Genomic DNA, 16,149 nt, shown 5'->3' with positions numbered 1-16,149 from the left:
GATCCTCGCGCTCGGGTCTTGCGCGATACGAAGGAGCCGTGGATGTTCGGCGTCGATGACATCGTGCGTGTGGCCGCGGCAAACATCGGCAGCGCGATAGAGAGCTTGGAACGCTCCATCGCGAGCATTGCAGCAGAGGCGGCGTGTTCACGCGCATACCTGCATGCACTGCTAGCGTCGCGACACGCGATGCGAACCGATACGCTTGCCCGTATCGCCCTTGCCGTCGAAAGAACGCCGGCGCAGTTGCTCACGGCACGACCGGCGCTCGGTGTGTCCGATGTCGCCCCCCCTACATGTGCCACACCAACAGCTGCGGAGCGCTACGAGCGCTATCCCTTGGAACGCTGGGTTGCCATACACTTCATGCGACTCCGGGCTGGGCGCTCGCCGTTGGAAATCGCCGCAGACCTCGGCTGGCATCGCAGCTCGCTTTCTGCTCTCCTGAACGCCCGCCGATCGATCGCGACGGATCGCTTGGCGGCACTCGCGGCGACACTTGGAAGTACTGCTGCTGAGCTGGTCAGCGATCCGCGCCAATTGCGTTACAGGCGTGTCCCAGCATGCCGTCGAACTCCGAGTGCATGAGCGGACGTCAGCAAAGTCGCGAAAACCAGACACACGAGTGGTCGGAGCGGTTCATCCTCAGTTCGCCTCGGCGGCGACCGCGTCTTCCGCCCACGGCAGGGAGGCCACCATGCGCGAAGCTCAAGCCATCACGTTGTTCGACAAGACCATCTTCGGCTTCTCGTTCCTCGCAGCATCAGGAAGCCAAACGATCATCCTCGAGAGAGCCCTGCCGGTAATTCCCTTCTACTACCTGTGGCTCGGTGTGCGTTGCCACAACCGCGACTTCGGAGGCAGCTCCGGGTCGATGATCGTCGAGGGGTATACTACGCTGCCCAGCGACGAAGACCCCGCAGAGTTCACCAACACGGCCGCACCGAATCTCTCCGTGACCAGCAACAATGCGACCGCGGTACCGTCGCTGGCGCTCGCAACCAACTCGGCCATGGGTCCATTCATCAAGTTCCAACTGCGGGCACTGCAGCCGACGGGAGCTACTCGCTGCTACGCCGAACTCAGTGCTGTTCTCTACGGGCGGGCCCCGTGATGGCCGCGACTCGGTGCAACGGAGGCTCGCATGTCTAGCGGCTGCAAGAGATGCGGGACAAGCCACGACCCATCGGCCGGAACCGCGGGCCACCGAACCGGGTGGACGAGCACGGCCGCCGCAGCAGCCGCGTCGGAGCGGGGAGGCGCGCTCGTTGGTCAAGATCGTCGCGAGGCACGCGCATCACTCACCCAACGTCCAGGGGTCAGACGTGTGGCGAAGCCTCGCGCAGCCGCGGCGAATCAGCAATGGACTCCCACGTGCAAATGCGATGCGCGCGGAGATCGCCGCCGGGACGAAGCGACGCATGATACGGATGTTGCGGATCGAGAAATAGGACTGCGAAGTGGCGCCAACGGATCGTCAAAGTACATGTTTCGCGCCCAGCCATCTCGACGCGGCGCCCGTACTCGCCTCTCGGTCGGCGATTTACTCACGCCCGCTACCAACTCGACCTCACCGGCGCCACCGTGGCAGCCGCGCAATTTTGCTGCGGAGTGCCACATTGAAACGCCACCGACCCCGACTGGGGAACTCAACCCTGACCTCCCAGGGTTCGTGGAAGGACTCGTAAGCCGCCAACCGCCGGTGGAGCCGCTCGAAAGCCGTGGTCGGACGCGGTCTCGGGCCTCGCGCGATGACATCCGCCGAGCCGTTGGTGCCGAGCGGGACCTGCGGCTGCGCGCAAGTCGGCTGGTCGCGCTCCCGCGCGGATTGAGTGAGTTCGTCAACGCGCACGACCCGGGGTTGCCGATTGCGCTTGGGTGGGCAGAGCCGCCGGTCGAGCCGGCCGAATTGCGGGGCCCCTTCCCAGCCGTCGATCGTGTCGCAGCGGGAGTGCGCGGGCACGGACGAGCCGACATTGCTTCGCTGACCTTTGGCTCGTCCGGTACGCAGGAGGACGGTCCGCAGCGCGATCGAGACGATGGCGTCGGACTTCCGAACGACTTCGCGGCTCCGCCGAAGCCGCTGTGCCCCCCCGGCTACCAGTTCGACTATGAGTTCCAGAGCTGCTGGAGTGGGCCGCATCGCAGGCCCAAGCCAGGCGAGCGGTGGAAACACGCATGCAAGTGCGCTCCCGGCGAATCGTATCTCGCGATCGAGCGAGAATGCTGGCGACGCGGGGCGCTGCCCGGCGGGTCGTCTGTTCATGGACGAGAACTCGTCGCGGATGTGTCTCGCACATGCGGCGGCAATTTTCAGCCGGCGTGCGAGAGCGAATTCGAGGAGTCGGAAACCTGGATCAAGTATGATTTCTGCACCCGCGGCGAGCAGCTGAAGCTGAAGGCGGCCGCGGCCCAGGCGCGACGCGTTGCGTCGAGTGCAGCGCGTTTTCTAGCCAATATCGCCACGCTGCCAGAGGATCAGATCGAGTTCTACTGGAACTTTGCGGATCTCGGAGGCGCCGCAGTAATCGTGGACGTCGCGTGGCGCCGAAGCCCGGCACCGAGCTACTGGTTCGGACCTTACGAACCTGAGCGCCTAGCTCGCGCGCAACACGTTGCGCAGCTTGTATCGGATCGGCTGAGGCATGGATTCTCATATCTCAACTGGACCACTTGGCCACTTCACATTCGATGCGCAAACAATTGCTCAGGGCAGAGCGTGATTGCATTACATTGGGCAGAGGGATTCGTGAAGCTATGCCCGCGCGTATGGACGCTTTTCGATAGCCCGAATGGCTTTCTCGATCGACCGGGGGGCAGTGACGGGCTCGCGATGGTGCTGTTCCACGAACTGTGTCACAGGAGTGGCCTGCTGCCGCTCCTGCGCGATGCGGGAAGCTATGGACCGATCCCGGCGCGATCACTTGTCCTCGATGGCGAGTTCGACACCGCCTTTCGCAACATCGAGAACTACGTTTACTGGGCGTTTGCTCGCTACGCGTGGTTTGGAAAGTGCGTCTTCTGGGATCCGAGCGACCACGCGTATAGTTGCAGTGGCGGCGGGGACCAATTCGGACCGTACCCTGAGGTGTGCTGCCATCGCTGCCTGGGAGAGAAGGGAGGATTCTGGGGTGACTGCCGCGAGTCCTGACTTCGGTTTCCTCGCGAGGCGCAACGCACACGTCGTTGGAGCGATCGTGATCGTGGCGATCGTCGCCTGCCGCGACGATGGTGACTGCGAGAACATCGCCCCGGCAGCGCTTCCCACCGGCGGATTGGAGCCGTGCCATCCTTCCCGATTCCAACGCGGCCACCATGGGGGCGCCAAGGTGTGCTGCTCCGACGACCCCGCGACCGCCAGGGGCCTCGTCCCGGACTACCAGGCCATTCGTGTCGACGGCACCGACCCGGCCGATTTCGGAGATCCGCTGTTTAGTGGCGCACGAGCACTTTTCTCCGAATGGGGGCAGTGCGTCATCCCAAATTTCGCACCAGAGAACGTCGACCTCCGCACGTGTCCGCGACCGTGCAACCCTCGGTGGTCGCAGGAACGCATCCAGGCGGTCTGTTCGCCCACGTCAGATTTCCCTGCTTCGTGTTGCCCGACGATCCCCACTGTGCCGGAGGACTGCGTCTTCATCGACGGTCGCTGGCGGGCAATCCGTGGCACCGACGTGGCGTCACCGGTGGACTGGATCACCGACAGTCCGGGCACGCGACAGGATCCGGAGCTGAGCGGCTGCCATGACTGGGCAACGCTGCCGGACGGACGCGTCGATCCCGAGCGTCTGCGCGACTGCGTCGATCAGCTCACCGCCGCCGATGGACGTGGCGCGTGTGGCAGCGGCGACTGCCCGGGCAGCGACAGCGACCTCGTCGATCCATGCGAAGCGATGAACCCCTGACCGCACCCCTTGGCTCGTCATGCCCCTGCCCCCTCCACTTCGCACCGCCCACCATCCGCGCACCACGGTCGCGTGGTCATCGCTCGTCGCGATCATCTTGGCCTGCCTCGGCTGTCACGCCACCGTCGCGCCACCCGATCGCGCCCACGGCACGCCGGAGTGCGAGCCGGGTGCGTGCGTCTGCGAGAGCGACGGCACCTGCAGCTGCCCGGTGATCACGCCCGATGCCACGTGCACGGCGACCTGCGATGCGAGCTGCGATCTGCAGTGCGACGGCAGCCGGGACTGCCAGTTCGACTGCGGTGAGGATTGCTTGGTGCTGTGCTTCGGCAGCGGGCGGTGCGACGTCGAGGTCGATCGCGGCAGCCGCGTGCGCTGCGTGGGCCGGGGTGATTGCTCGGTCGGTTGCCGCGGGCCCTGCGTGCTCGACTGCGAGGGCACGGGCCTGTGCGACCTCGCCTGCGAGCCCGACGAACCAGGCGAGCTCATCATGCCGCACGACTGTGGTGGCGGCCGGCATGCCTGCGACCCCTGCCCGGGCTGAGCCCACCGGCCGGGCCCCCGATCCCTATGGATCCCTCGTGCGCCCGAGCTCGCGCCCCGCCCGCCCCGGCCGGGCCCCGGAGCTGGACCCCACGCGCCCGCGCCCCCTCGATCGCCGCTTCGCCGCCCAGGCCCCCGCCCCGGGTCCGCTGCGCGGGCCGGAGCAACATCACTTGTCCCGCGCTTGAGTCGATCGCCCCGGCTGGGGCATGACCTCGCCCGTGACGCTCGACGTGGACGCCCTGCTCCGCCGCATCGGCACGTGGACGCTCACGCTGACGGCGATCTGGGCCGCGGGCATGGGCCTGTGGCTGGGCTTCCCGATGGCCCTGGGCGTGGTGCTCGGCGCGAGCATCGGCTACGCGAACATGTACTTCGCGGCGCGAACGCTGCGAACGATCGTCGCAAACCCCCGAGATCATCGCCCACCCGCAGGAAAGACGTGGTCGTTACCCGCGGGATTGTTGCTGAAATGGCCCCTGATCCTGCTTGCGCTGGCCGCAGTCCTTTGGTACATGCCGGCCCGTCCGGAGGGGGTTGCCCTCGGCGTGGCGATCTCCCTGGCTGCAGCTTCGCTCGCAGCGCTCCAACGATCCAAGCCGTCGGGATCGCCCCCCTCCTGATGCGACGGCGACGAGCCGATCTCCATGGGCGATCACGACACTTGGTACACGCTTCTGCCTGGCTGGCATGACCTCGAGCACATGTTCGAGGAGGGCCTGCGCCGTGACTGGCGCGCGCTCATGTTCCAGGAGACCAACTTCACCCTGATCCACGTCATGGCGGCGCTGATCGCCGCCGTGCTGATCCTCGTGGCGGCGCTGCGATATCGCGCCAGCCTCGCGGACAGCACGCAGGGCGTGGTGCCGTCGCGGCGCTTCACGCTGGGCGCGATGATCGACGGCTTCGTCGGCGCGGTCTACAAGCTCGCCGCCGACGTGATGGGCGAGCACGACGCCAAGAAGTACCTGCCGCTGGTCGGCACGCTGGGCCTGTTCATCTTCTGCTGCAACATCCAGGGCCTGATCCCCGGGTTGCTGCCGGCGACCGACACGCTCAAGACCAACCTCGCACTGTCGGTGCTGATCTTCGTCGTCTACAACGTGGCCGGCGTCTATCGCAACGGCATGCACTACCTCGCGCACTTCCTCGGGCCCAAGATCGGCGGGTTCCCGTGGCTGTTCCCGCTGTTCCTGGTGGTCGAGATCGCCAGCCACCTGGCGCGCCCGGTGTCGCTGTCGCTGCGCCTCATGGGCAACATCCTCGCCGACCACAAGGTCGTGCTCGCGATCGGCTCGCTGATCGCGTTGCTGCTGCCGGTGCCGTTCCTCCTGCTCGGGGTCATGGTCGCGATCGTGCAGACCCTGATCTTCACGCTCCTCTCGATCATCTACATCGGCATGGCCATCGAGCACGCCGAAGAGCACTGATCGCGCCGTTCGACGTCTTCCAAAAAAAGAGAAGAGACCGCCATGACCAACAACAACGCCCGCATCGCCAAGCTCGTCGCCTTCGCCACCGCTTTCCTCGCGCCCGCCATCGCGGCCGCTGCCCCGGCTGCCGCCGGTGCCGCCGCCCAGTCGAGCGGCCCCAACGACGGCATCTACGCCATCGCCATGGGCTTCGGCATGGGCATCGCCGCGCTCGGCTGCGGCATGGGCCAGGGCAAGGCCGCTGGCGCCGCGCTCGAGGGCATCTGCCGCAACCCCAACAGCGCCGACAAGGTCTTCACCCCGATGCTGTTGGGTCTGGCCTTCATCGAGTCGCTCGTGATCTTCACGTTCGTCATCGCCTTCATGATCTTCGGCCGCTTCGGCTTCTAGTCCGCGGCCCTTCGCTGGGCGCCAGGTCGGCCGGCGCGCGTGCCCCTACCCGGGTCTCGCGTGGCCGGCTTTCCAGCATCGACCGGGCTTTGGCGACTTCCGAGACGCCCCCGATCGAGCGCGCTACCCTACGGTGCCCGTGACGCGTCGCGCCCTCCCCTTCCTCGTCTTCGCTGCGCCGCTGCTGGCGCTGTCGCTCAGCTGCCAGCGTCACGGCACCAACCCGCCCGAGCGTGGGGGTCGTGGGGGTGGACGCGCGATGCAGCTGCAGGTCGTGCGCCCCAAGGCACCGACCGGAGATCCCTCGCCCGTGCTCGAGATCCTCGAGCGCGAGCTCCAGCAGAACCTCACCCAGCTGACCGGCGACGGCGTCGAGCAGTCGGCGTACTTCCTCGCCTACGATCTCGTCGCGCAGGAGCAGCTGTGGATCGCCGCCGAGGATGGCGCGCTGGTCCGCGACGAGCAGGACAGCGATCGCACGATCGATGTCGACGTCCGCGTCGGCTCGCGCAAGCTCGACAACAGCCACAGCCGCGACGGCGACTATGGCCCGGGCAACGGGCTCGGCTCGGGGCTGTCGGTGAGCCTCGACGACGACGAGCTCTCGCTGGCGCAGGGCCTGTGGCTGGCCACCGAGGCGCAGTACCACAACGCGGTCTCGGCCCTGCGCGAGGTCGAGAGCGACGAGGAGCTGCGCAGCGATGACGACCAGCACCCCGACTTCTCGGTCGAGAAGCCGACCCGCATCGTGCAGCCGGAGCGCGAGTTCGATTTCGCCGCGGCGGCCGAGAAGCTGCGGCCGCTGGCGGTCGAGGTCTCGCAGGTGCTCGGCGCCGACCCGCGGGTGCTGAGCAGCAGCGTGTCGGTCACGGCGACGCTCGAGAACCACTACTTCGTGAACACCGAGGGCACGCGCGTGCAGAGCGGTCGCGTGCTGCTGCGCATCCTGCTGCAGGCCGGCACCCAGGCCGAGGACGGCATGCGGCTCGGGCTCACCGAGACCTTCGAGGCCCACACGCTCGCGCAGCTGCCGACCCGCGAGAAGCTGGTCGCCGCGGCCGAGAAGCTGCGCGGCAACCTCATCGCGCTGCAGACCGCACCGATCGCCGATCCGTACACCGGGCCTGCGGTGCTCGAGGGTCGCGCCGCCGGCGTGTTCTTCCACGAGATCTTCGGCCACCGCCTCGAGGGCCATCGCCAGAAGGATGACGCCGAGGGCCAGACCTTCACCGATCAGCTCGGCAAGTCGGTGCTGCCGAAGTTCCTCGACGTGGTCGACGACCCGACCATCGCGATGCTCGGCGAGCAGCCGCTCTCGGGCCACTACTACGTCGACGACGAGGGCGTGCCGGCGCAGCGCACCGCGATCGTCGAGCGCGGCAAGCTGAAGACCTTCTTGCTGGGGCGCTCGCCGGTGCGGCCGTTCATGAAGAGCAACGGCCACGGCCGGCGCGAGCCGGGCTATCAGGTGGTCGCGCGGCAGGGCAACCTGGTGGTCAGCTCGCGCAAGGCGCTGTCGCGCAAGCAGCTGCGGGCCGCGCTGCTCGAAGAGGTCGAGCGGCAGGACAAGCCCTACGGGCTGTGGTTCACCGACATCTCCGGCGGCTACACGCTCACCGATCGCAGCGGCCCGCAGGCCTTCAAGGTCGAGCCGCTGCTGGTCTATCGCGTGTTCGCCGATGGTCGCCCCGACGAGCTGGTGCGCGGCGTCGAGATGGTCGGCACGCCGCTGCAGGCGTTCGAGACCATCCTCGCCACCGACGATCAGCCCGGCATCTTCAACGGCGTGTGCGGGGCCGAGTCGGGCTGGGTGCCGGTCTCGGCGGTGAGCCCGTCGCTGTTGCTGCGCAACCTCGAGATCGAACGCGGCGTGCACGATCGCGACAAGCCACCGTTGCTCGAGCCACCCGGGACCAGCGACGACGGTGCGCGCAAGAAGGGCAGCGTGACGCGATGAGTCGATCTCAGCTCGCACTCGTGGCCGCAGCGATGCTGTGCGCTCCGCGGTCGACCGCGGCCGCCCCAGCGCCGACGCCGACCGCCGCCGAGAGCCCCGCAACCGCAGCCGCGGGCGCACCTGCGACCACGGCCACGACCCCGCCCGCGGCTGCGACCCCGCCGACCGCGGGCGAGGTGTCGCCGACCAAGCCGACCGACGACCCCGAGCTCGCCGCGATCCTCGCGGAGCTCACCCGCGGCCTGCAGGGGCTGCGCGTCAACGGCACACCGCCGCCGTACCGCGCCGAGGTCCGCATGGTGCGGGCGGAGTTGCTCAGCCTCGACGGCTCCTACGGCGGCGTCATCGTGAACCTTCGCGATCGTCAGTCGGCCGGCGCGGTCGAGCTGCGCGTGGGCACGCCGGCGCGCGACAACACCAACTACTTCGGCGGCGACAGTGGCATCGCGCAGCTCGAGGTCGCGCTCGAGCCCACGCCGCAGTATGCGGCCAAGAAGCTGTGGCTCGCGCTCGATGGCGCCTTCCGGGGCGCGAGCAAGGCGTGGTCACAGAAGCAGGTGATCCTGAAGCGCCTCGCCGGCGCCGAGCAGCCGCCCGACTTCACGCCACCACCGCCGGCCACCACGCGCCTGGTCGAGATGGCGCCCGCAACCATCGACCGCGACGGCCTGGCCGCGATGGTCGCGTCGCTGTCGGCCCGCTTCGCCGAACACCCCGCGATCGACAACGGCGACGTCCACGTGCAGGTGCTGCGCACGCAGGAGAGCGTGGTGAACAGCGAGGGCCTCACGGTGCAGTGGGTGCGCGAGCGTGCCGTGCTCGCCGTCGTCGCCGACACCAAGGCTGCTGACGGCATGCACCTCGATCACGGCTACGCGATCCACTTGCAAGGGGTGCCGGTGGCCAACGACGAGCTGCTCGCCACCGGCGAGGCCATGGTCGATCGCACGCTCGCCGAGCTCGAGCAGCTCGCGGTCGCACCGATGATCGAAGAGGACTACGACGGCCCGCTGCTGTTCGTCGGCGATGCGTCGGCGCAGCTGCTCGGGGCCACGGTCGCGACCGAGGCGGTCGGGACCCCGGCGCCGCTGGGCGAGAGCGGTCGCATGGTCGACCTCGAGCCCTCGTGGCAGCCCAAGCTCGGCAAGCAGGTGATGCCGAAGGATCTCGACCTCGTCGACGACCCCGCGCTGGCCGGCGGCTTCGGCAGCTTCGACATCGACGCCGAGGGTGTGCGGCCCGGCAAGCTCGCGCTGGTGCGCGGCGGCAAGCTCGAGACGCTGCTGATGACGCGCATGCCCAACGCGAAGCTCTCGGGCAGCAACGGGCGCGCACGCATGAGCCCGGCGCTCGAGACCGGCGCGACGATCAGCAACCTGACGCTGAGCAGCAAGCGCAAGGGCTCGACGCGGGCCGCACTCGAGCGCGAGCTGCTCGCACGCGCGGCCGAGGACGGCTACGACTTCGCCTACGTGATCGAGAGCCTGCGCGACGGTACCGTGCTGGGGCCGGTGCCACGCGAGAGCGCAGCCGCGTACGCCGGCACCGGCAACCTCAACCTACCGCTGCCGGGTCGACTGCTGCGCATCGAGGCCGGGGGCCGGCGCACGCTGGTGCGCGGTGCCGTGCTCGCGCCGGCATCGATGCGGGTGCTGCGTCGCATCCGCGCGATCGGCAACGAGTCGCGCACCGTGAAGATGCGCATCCCCGTGGGGGCCTATGGCGGCTTCGGGGCCGATGTCGGCATCGACGGTGCCCTGAGCCAGACCGTCGATGCGCAGGTCACCACGCCCGACCTCCTGGTCGATGGTCTCGAGCTGTTGGTCGAGCGCGGCGAGCACGAGAAGCTGCCGACCTTGCAGCACCCGCTGCGCCGCAAGGACAAGCCGCAGCGCCGGCAGTGATCCGGGCGGGTTCTCGATCGGGACACCAAGGATTCCCGATCGCAGCTGGCCGCACGGCCACGGCGGCGGCATGAAGGCACCGACGTGCCGTGTGTGCTGCACCTGGTCGCGAGACCGCACCCCGGCGAGCCCAGCTCGATCGCGCGCGATCTCGCGAGCGGTGACTGGCAGCTCGATGGCGCGGCCGCTCGCGTGATCGAGCTGTTCGATCCGCGCCCCGGTGTCGCGGTGGTCGACCTCTCGCTGTCGGAGCGCGACGTGCCCGAGATCGCCTCGCTGCTGCACGTGACCGAGGAGATCCATCTGCACGGTGTGCATCCGCGCGTGGCGATCGAGTGCCTGCCCGACGTGCGTCAGGCGGTGCTCGCCGGCATCTCGCTGGTGGTGCACGGGCCGACGCCGAAGGTCTCGATGGTGGCCGAGGCGCACCCCGAGCGTAGCTGGCCAGGATCCGTGCGTTGCGACGAGATCGCGGCGAAGACCCTGGAGCTGGCCCCCGCCGCCGCCACGCGCTGGGTGATCGATCCGGCCGCCCCCGCGGTGCTGCCGCGTGCCTGCGGTGCGATTCCACTGGTCACCGACGACGGCCGCTACCTCGCAGCGGTGTGCTTGGGCCCGAACATCGACGACGCCCACTACGCGCAGCTGCGGCTCGAGGTCGAGTCGCTGTCGCGCTCCGAGGTTCGCATCGAGGCCTACGTCGATGCCGAGGTCCCCAGCATCGATCGCGCCGCGCGACGCCGATCCGCGCAGGCTATGATCATCGGGCCACAGGATCCCAGCGCACCCTCACGGGTGCTGCTGGAGGCGCTGCTACAGGGCCTGCCGATCGCCATGATGGGCGAGCGCGGGGCCGCGCCGGTGCCCGGCGTCACGTACCTCGGTCCCCACGCCGACACCGATCGCGCGATCGCGGCGGTTCGCTCGTGGGCGGGCCTGTGGGCCGAGGGCGAGGCACCTCCGGTCGGACTCGCGGCTCGACGCGCGTGGGTCGAGCGTCATCGGCTGCGGTGACCGCGTCGCGCTGCGATGCGCGACATCGCGGGCGGTCGCCAGACCGCCCGCGGGCGCGCGACTAGAGCTTCTCGAGCGCGAACTTGACCGCCTCGATGATCGTGTACTGCTCCGGCACGGTCACCTTCGAGTCGGCCGCCGGCGTCGTGAGGCCCTCGGAGTGCCAGCGCACGATGCCGCGATCGTCGAGCATGACGATCGCCGGGCTCTGCCCGAGGTTCTCCATCACCGTGTACGCGTTCTCGAGGCCGAGCTCGCGCGCCGAGTTGAACTCGGTCTTGTTGGGCCGGCGATAGAACGGGATCATCGGCATCTTCTGGCCGTCTTGCTTGACGGCCCACTTGTCCGCCCACGCACGGAGATCCGTGTCGTTCATCGGCTCCTTGCGGCCCGTGGGGAACTTCGCGTGGGTGAACATGATCTCCACGCCCTTGGCCTGGAGATCGACGGCGGCCTTCTGCAGCACCTGCATGAACGCCACCGCGTAGCCCTCCTCCTGGCGATCGCCCCAGTCCCAGTAGACCAGCAGGCGCTTCTTACCGACCAGCTGGCGGCCATCGAGGATGCCACCGTTGATGCTGACCAGCTGCACCATCGGGCTGGCGTGGCCGAACATGCGGCGACGGGCCCACGGCGGCGCGGCGTCGAGCTGCTCGGCGCCGACCGTCCAGAACGGCGGCACGTCCTTCAGCGGCGGCAGGTTCTCGAGCGGCTTGGCGGTGATCTCCACCGACTTCGGGTCCATCGAGCCCGACGACAGCAGCTCGAGCTTGTGCGGCTTGCCGTCCATCACCTTGGCGGCGTCGAAGTCCTGGCCGGTCTTGACGGGCTTGCCGTCGATCGACTGGATGAGATCGCCCTTCTGGATCTTGTCGCAGCCGACGTCGCAGCCGAGGTTGTACGAAACGAAGACGCCCCCCGCCTTCAGATCCTTGTGCTGCGGGATCTGGAACGCCCCGCCGCCGCCCTTGTCGCAGGACGACAGGCCGAGTGCGGCGACGAACAAGAGGGACACGGCGGTACGCGACATGGGGGTTTCGCTCCTCGTTCGCGCGGCGCAACCCGATGACCAAAGGGGCGGGCGGGGCGTCCGACGCGGCCGGACTGTAGGACGGCGGCAGCAGGGCGTCAACGCGCCTGACACGGCGAGATTTCAGGCGTGCGCCACTTCGAGGCGGTGCCCCAGCGCGCGGCGGGCCCGCGAGGCGGCCCCCGGTCGATCTCAGATGCGGGCCCGCAGCCCGAGCCCGAAGGTCCAGAACTGCGGCAGCTGGCTGCGCAGGCTCGCGTTCTGCAGCTTCGCGGCCTCGTCGAGCACGCGCACCGGCACCGTGAACGCCTGCGCGCCCTGCTGCAGGTTCGCCAGTCCGTACCACGTCCACAGGTAGTCGAACTGCAGGCCGACCGCGACGTGCTCGTGCACGTGCACGGCGAAGCCGGCCTCGACCGGCACCGCGAGGCCGTGGAAGTCGACACGTGCGGCTCCGCCGGCGGTGTCGTAGCGACCGCGGAACAGGTTGTAGTAAGCGCCGGTGCCGACCCACGCCGCGAAGCGACCGCGCGGGATGAAGTGCACGCGCAGCAACGGACCGGCCTGCGCCGAGCGCAACTTCGCGTCGTTCACCGCCAGCGAGGCGAAGTTGATGCCCAACGCCTGACCTGCGAGCACCGCCAACGCGCCCTGCAGCACGTTGGGGTCGAGACCGTAGAGCGTGAGCACGTTGGTGCCCTTGGCGACGTTGGCCTCCATCGTGCCCCAACCACCCGCGAGACCGAAGTCGACCCAACCGCGAATGTTGCCGCCGATGAAGCCATCGAGTCGCAGGCCCGGGCGCGCGCCGTGGCGATCGGCAGCACATGTCGCGCGGAAGCAACCGAGCGTGCCGACGCGCGCGTCGACGGTGAAGCCCGCATGACTGAAGCGCTTCGACATCGGCGTGGCCTGCCGATGGACCGTCGGTCCGCCGCCGCTGGCCGACGCCGAACTCGAGTGCACCCGCGGCGCCGGCAGGGCGCTCACGGTCGGGTCGATGCCCGAGTCGTCGTCGATGGGCTGCGCCGCGACCGGGAGCTCCGCCGGCGAGGCCGGCGCAGGGCTGGCGGGCGCCGGCGTCGCCGCGACCGGCTCGCTCGGCCCGACCACCACCGGCTCGGTCGTCGTCAGGGCCCGCGGTCGCTGCACGGGCGGCATGCTGGCGTCGACGGCGTCGTGCCCCTGGTCCTGCAGCTCGGTCGCAGCCTGCTCACCGCCCAAGGCCGCATGCGCGAGGTCCGGTCGCAACACCGACCCGAACCCCACCCACATGGCCACGACCCACTTCGTCACGCGAACGACCCGACCCCTTCCCTTGCCCGCAGTCGCACGAGCGTTACAGCCGGCGACGGCGCTGCGATCCGGGGTGCGCCCAGTGCACGCGTTGCACGCACGCCGCACGGTGTCGACCGAACCCCACGCATCCGCACGAACATGGCCATGGCGACGGCGAGGGTCTTCCGTGCTTCGCACCGCCGGATCATCGGCCGCGCGTCCCCGAGCTTTCGCCCGCCCACGCGCCCACGACACACGTTCACGCCGCCGCGGGTCGACGTGATCCCGCGCTTCGTGTCACCGTGGGGGTCGCATGGATCGACGGCTCGCGAGGCTTGGGTTGTGGGTTGGCGCAACGTGGCTGCTCGCCCCGGCGTGCTCGGGCAACCCAGTCGAGGCCGCCGACGGCAGCTCGCTCGGGAGCGCCGAGAGCGGCGGTACCGGCAACACCTCCAGCGCGGCGACCTCGCTGACGGGCGCCTCGGCCACGGCCGACGACTCGTCGAGCGGCCCGGTCACGGACACCTCCGACACGGCCACCACCGGCGAGCCCGATGCCGTCTGCGGCGATGGCATCGTGGAGGGTGACGAAGCCTGCGACACGGGCCCGAGCAACGGCGTGAACAAGAACGCCTGCCGCGCCGACTGCCAGGTGAACGTCTGCGGCGACGCCTACCTCGGCGGCACCGAGACCTGCGACGACGGCAACCTCGAGGACGACGACGCGTGCCCGTCGACCTGCACGCTCGCGTCGTGTGGCAACGGTGTGCTCGACGAGGGCGAGGATTGCGATCCCACCGATCCCGCGACCATGGAGGGCTGCCTGCCCGGCTGCACGCTGCCGGTGTGCAACGACGGCGTGCTGACGATGCCGCCCGAGAAGTGCGACACGACGGTGGCGAATCCGTCCTGTGCGGCGTTCAGCGCCGCGTTCGACAGCGGCATGCTGAGCTGCGTCGACTGTGACATCGACACCAGCGGCTGTGGCTCGTGCGGCAACAACGTGATCGATGGCGACGAGACCTGCGATGGCGCGCAGCTGGGCGGGGTCAGCTGCATGTCGATGGGCATGGTCGGCAGGGTCACGTGTGACGCCTGTGTGCTCGACACCTCCGGCTGCAGCGACTGCGGCGACGGCAACATCGACGCGGGCGAGGACTGCGACATGGGACAACCCGGCGCGCAGACCTGCACCGGGCTCGGCCACGATGGCGGCACGCTGTGCAACCTGACGACCTGCCTCTACGACGAGTCGCAGTGCTTCGACTGCGGCGACGACAACACCGATCCCGGCGAGCAGTGCGACGGCACCGACCTGCCGCAGACCCAGTGCACCGCGCTCGGCATGGGCTACGGCGGCGGCACACTCGATTGCGACAGCAGCTGCATGTACGACGTCTCGGGTTGCTGTCTCGCCCTGGGAGCCGTCTGCAACAACGATGACAACGCCTGCTGCGGCCAGATGGTCTGCGACAACCAAGATAACGTCTGCTGCCTGCAGATGGGCGCGAACTGCAACAGCGACGCCGATTGTTGCTCGGGCAACTGCAACGGCTCGAACCACTGCATGGGCAACGACGCGGGCTGACGGCCGCGGCGCGCCCCGGGCAGGCCGTGGCGCGTCAGCGGCCCTTGTACTCCATCATCCCGCGCATGGCCTCGCCGGCCGCCGCGTCGATCTCGGCCTTCTCGACCGCGATCTCGTGGCACTGCGGACACAGCTTGCGGACCTTGCGATCGACGGTGAGCTTGATCAGCTCGTCGGACTCTTCACCGCACTCTTGGCACTCCATCGTGGTGACCTCCGGGCCGACAGGGTAACACGGCGGGCCGATCTGCTACCGTCCGCGCCATGGAACTCGCGGGTCGCGTCGCCATCGTCACCGGAGCTTCGTCGGGCATCGGCCTCGCGGTCGCGAAGACACTGGTCGCCGCCGGCTGCAAGGTCGCGATGGTGGCCCGCGGCGCCGCGCGGCTCGAAGCCGCGTGCGCCGAGCTCGGTGAGCTCGCACAGCCGTTCGCGCTCGACGTCGGTGATCTCGGTGCGCTCGCCAAGCTGCCGCAGGAGGTGGTGACGCGCATGGGCAGCCTCGACATCCTCGTCAACAACGCGGGCCTGCACCACCGCGGCGACATGCTGCGCCACGGCCACGAGAAGCTCGCGCAGATGTTCATCGTCAACCTGGTCGCGCCAGTGGTGCTGACGCGCGTCGCCGCCGACGTCATGCCGCGCGGCGCGGTGGTCGTCAACGTCGCGAGCCTCGCGGGCAAGCTCGGCGTGCCCGGCTCGGCGGTGTACTCGGGTACCAAGGCGGGACTGCGCATGTGGGCGCTGGCGGCCGCCGAGGACCTCGAGCGCCGCGGCATCCGCATCGCCAACGTCAACCCAGGCCCGGTCGACAGCGGCTTCTTCGACGACGATTTCGAGAACGTCAGCGCACTGACCTTCTCGCAGCCGATGGTGACCTGCGAGCAGGTCACCGCACGCGTCATGGAGGCGATCCACGCCGACGCGACCGGCCTCGACCTCGACATCCCCTACGTCTCCGGCAAGCTCGCCACCATCAGCTACCTGATGCCGGGTCTGGGCCGCGCACTGCGACCGATGCTCGAGCGCAAGGGCGCGAAGGCGAAGGCCGCCTACGCCGCGCGCAAGCGCGGCGGTTGATCGCGAGGGCAATGCGCTCGCCTGGCC

At 69.0% G+C, this 16,149-nt stretch carries 16 protein-coding genes; 13 read left to right on the top strand and 3 right to left on the bottom strand.

The window, feature by feature from the left end; genetic code table 11:
- The first annotated feature begins 42 nt into the window (after nucleotides 1-42).
- From IPH07_39060 to IPH07_39010, 11 genes are all read left to right on the top strand, one after another.
- Nucleotides 43-588: a helix-turn-helix transcriptional regulator gene (locus tag IPH07_39060; GenBank protein MBK6923453.1), complete on the top strand. Its 546-nt coding sequence runs from the start codon at nucleotides 43-45 to the stop codon at nucleotides 586-588.
- Nucleotides 589-697: 109 nt separating this feature from the next.
- The gene (locus tag IPH07_39055) at nucleotides 698-1,114 is read left to right on the top strand and encodes a hypothetical protein (GenBank protein MBK6923452.1); all 417 of its coding nucleotides are present in this window, start codon (nucleotides 698-700) and stop codon (nucleotides 1,112-1,114) included.
- Between the two features lie 588 nt (nucleotides 1,115-1,702).
- Nucleotides 1,703-3,151, top strand: coding sequence for a hypothetical protein (locus IPH07_39050; protein ID MBK6923451.1), 1,449 nt, complete (start codon nucleotides 1,703-1,705; stop codon nucleotides 3,149-3,151).
- 466 nt (nucleotides 3,152-3,617) lie between these two features.
- Nucleotides 3,618-3,905: a hypothetical protein gene (locus IPH07_39045; protein ID MBK6923450.1), complete on the top strand. Its 288-nt coding sequence runs from the start codon at nucleotides 3,618-3,620 to the stop codon at nucleotides 3,903-3,905.
- Between the two features lie 19 nt (nucleotides 3,906-3,924).
- A complete protein-coding gene (locus IPH07_39040; GenBank protein ID MBK6923449.1) occupies nucleotides 3,925-4,449 on the top strand; it encodes a hypothetical protein in 525 nt (174 codons plus the stop codon).
- Nucleotides 4,450-4,669: 220 nt separating this feature from the next.
- Nucleotides 4,670-5,071 carry an ATP synthase subunit I gene (locus IPH07_39035; GenBank protein MBK6923448.1) on the top strand — a complete coding sequence of 134 codons (402 nt, stop codon included), beginning with the start codon at nucleotides 4,670-4,672 and terminating at the stop codon, nucleotides 5,069-5,071.
- A 24-nt stretch (nucleotides 5,072-5,095) separates the two neighbouring features.
- Complete coding sequence (atpB, locus tag IPH07_39030) at nucleotides 5,096-5,878, top strand: F0F1 ATP synthase subunit A (GenBank protein MBK6923447.1); 783 nt, start codon at nucleotides 5,096-5,098, stop codon at nucleotides 5,876-5,878.
- Between the two features lie 42 nt (nucleotides 5,879-5,920).
- The gene (locus tag IPH07_39025) at nucleotides 5,921-6,271 is read left to right on the top strand and encodes an ATP synthase F0 subunit C (protein MBK6923446.1); all 351 of its coding nucleotides are present in this window, start codon (nucleotides 5,921-5,923) and stop codon (nucleotides 6,269-6,271) included.
- A gap of 139 nt (nucleotides 6,272-6,410) precedes the next feature.
- Nucleotides 6,411-8,228, top strand: a complete 1,818-nt coding sequence (locus tag IPH07_39020) for a peptidase U62 (protein ID MBK6923445.1) — start codon at nucleotides 6,411-6,413, stop codon at nucleotides 8,226-8,228.
- Nucleotides 8,225-10,132 (top strand): hypothetical protein, encoded by a 1,908-nt coding sequence (locus IPH07_39015; protein MBK6923444.1) that lies wholly within the window; start codon nucleotides 8,225-8,227, stop codon nucleotides 10,130-10,132. The genes IPH07_39020 and IPH07_39015 overlap by 4 nt, the downstream gene beginning before the upstream one ends.
- Nucleotides 10,133-10,216: 84 nt before the next feature.
- Entirely contained in the window at nucleotides 10,217-11,146 is a 930-nt protein-coding gene (locus tag IPH07_39010; protein MBK6923443.1) for a hypothetical protein, read from the top strand.
- 61 nt (nucleotides 11,147-11,207) lie between these two features.
- On the opposite strand, the gene IPH07_39005 is transcribed toward IPH07_39010, so the two are convergent.
- Nucleotides 11,208-12,176, bottom strand: a complete 969-nt coding sequence (locus IPH07_39005; protein MBK6923442.1) for a hypothetical protein — start codon at nucleotides 12,174-12,176, stop codon at nucleotides 11,208-11,210.
- Nucleotides 12,177-12,368: 192 nt separating this feature from the next.
- Nucleotides 12,369-13,472 carry a hypothetical protein gene (locus IPH07_39000; protein MBK6923441.1) on the bottom strand — a complete coding sequence of 368 codons (1,104 nt, stop codon included), beginning with the start codon at nucleotides 13,470-13,472 and terminating at the stop codon, nucleotides 12,369-12,371.
- 295 nt (nucleotides 13,473-13,767) lie between these two features.
- Here IPH07_39000 and IPH07_38995 point away from each other — a divergent pair, with 295 nt between their 5' ends.
- Nucleotides 13,768-15,042 carry a hypothetical protein gene (locus IPH07_38995; protein MBK6923440.1) on the top strand — a complete coding sequence of 425 codons (1,275 nt, stop codon included), beginning with the start codon at nucleotides 13,768-13,770 and terminating at the stop codon, nucleotides 15,040-15,042.
- A gap of 34 nt (nucleotides 15,043-15,076) precedes the next feature.
- Here IPH07_38995 and IPH07_38990 read toward each other — a convergent pair whose 3' ends face one another.
- A complete protein-coding gene (locus IPH07_38990; protein MBK6923439.1) occupies nucleotides 15,077-15,247 on the bottom strand; it encodes a hypothetical protein in 171 nt (56 codons plus the stop codon).
- Between the two features lie 59 nt (nucleotides 15,248-15,306).
- On the opposite strand from IPH07_38990, the gene IPH07_38985 reads away from it, so the two are divergent.
- Nucleotides 15,307-16,122, top strand: a complete 816-nt coding sequence (locus IPH07_38985) for an SDR family oxidoreductase (GenBank protein ID MBK6923438.1) — start codon at nucleotides 15,307-15,309, stop codon at nucleotides 16,120-16,122.
- Nucleotides 16,123-16,149: the final 27 nt, after the last annotated feature.

Source organism: Deltaproteobacteria bacterium (assembly GCA_016709225.1).
Taxonomy (GTDB): domain Bacteria; phylum Myxococcota_A; class Polyangia; order Nannocystales; family Nannocystaceae; genus Xiheibacterium; species Xiheibacterium phototrophicum.
Note: the sequence above shows the minus strand (reverse complement) of the source record. Positions and strands in the feature narration are given on the sequence as shown.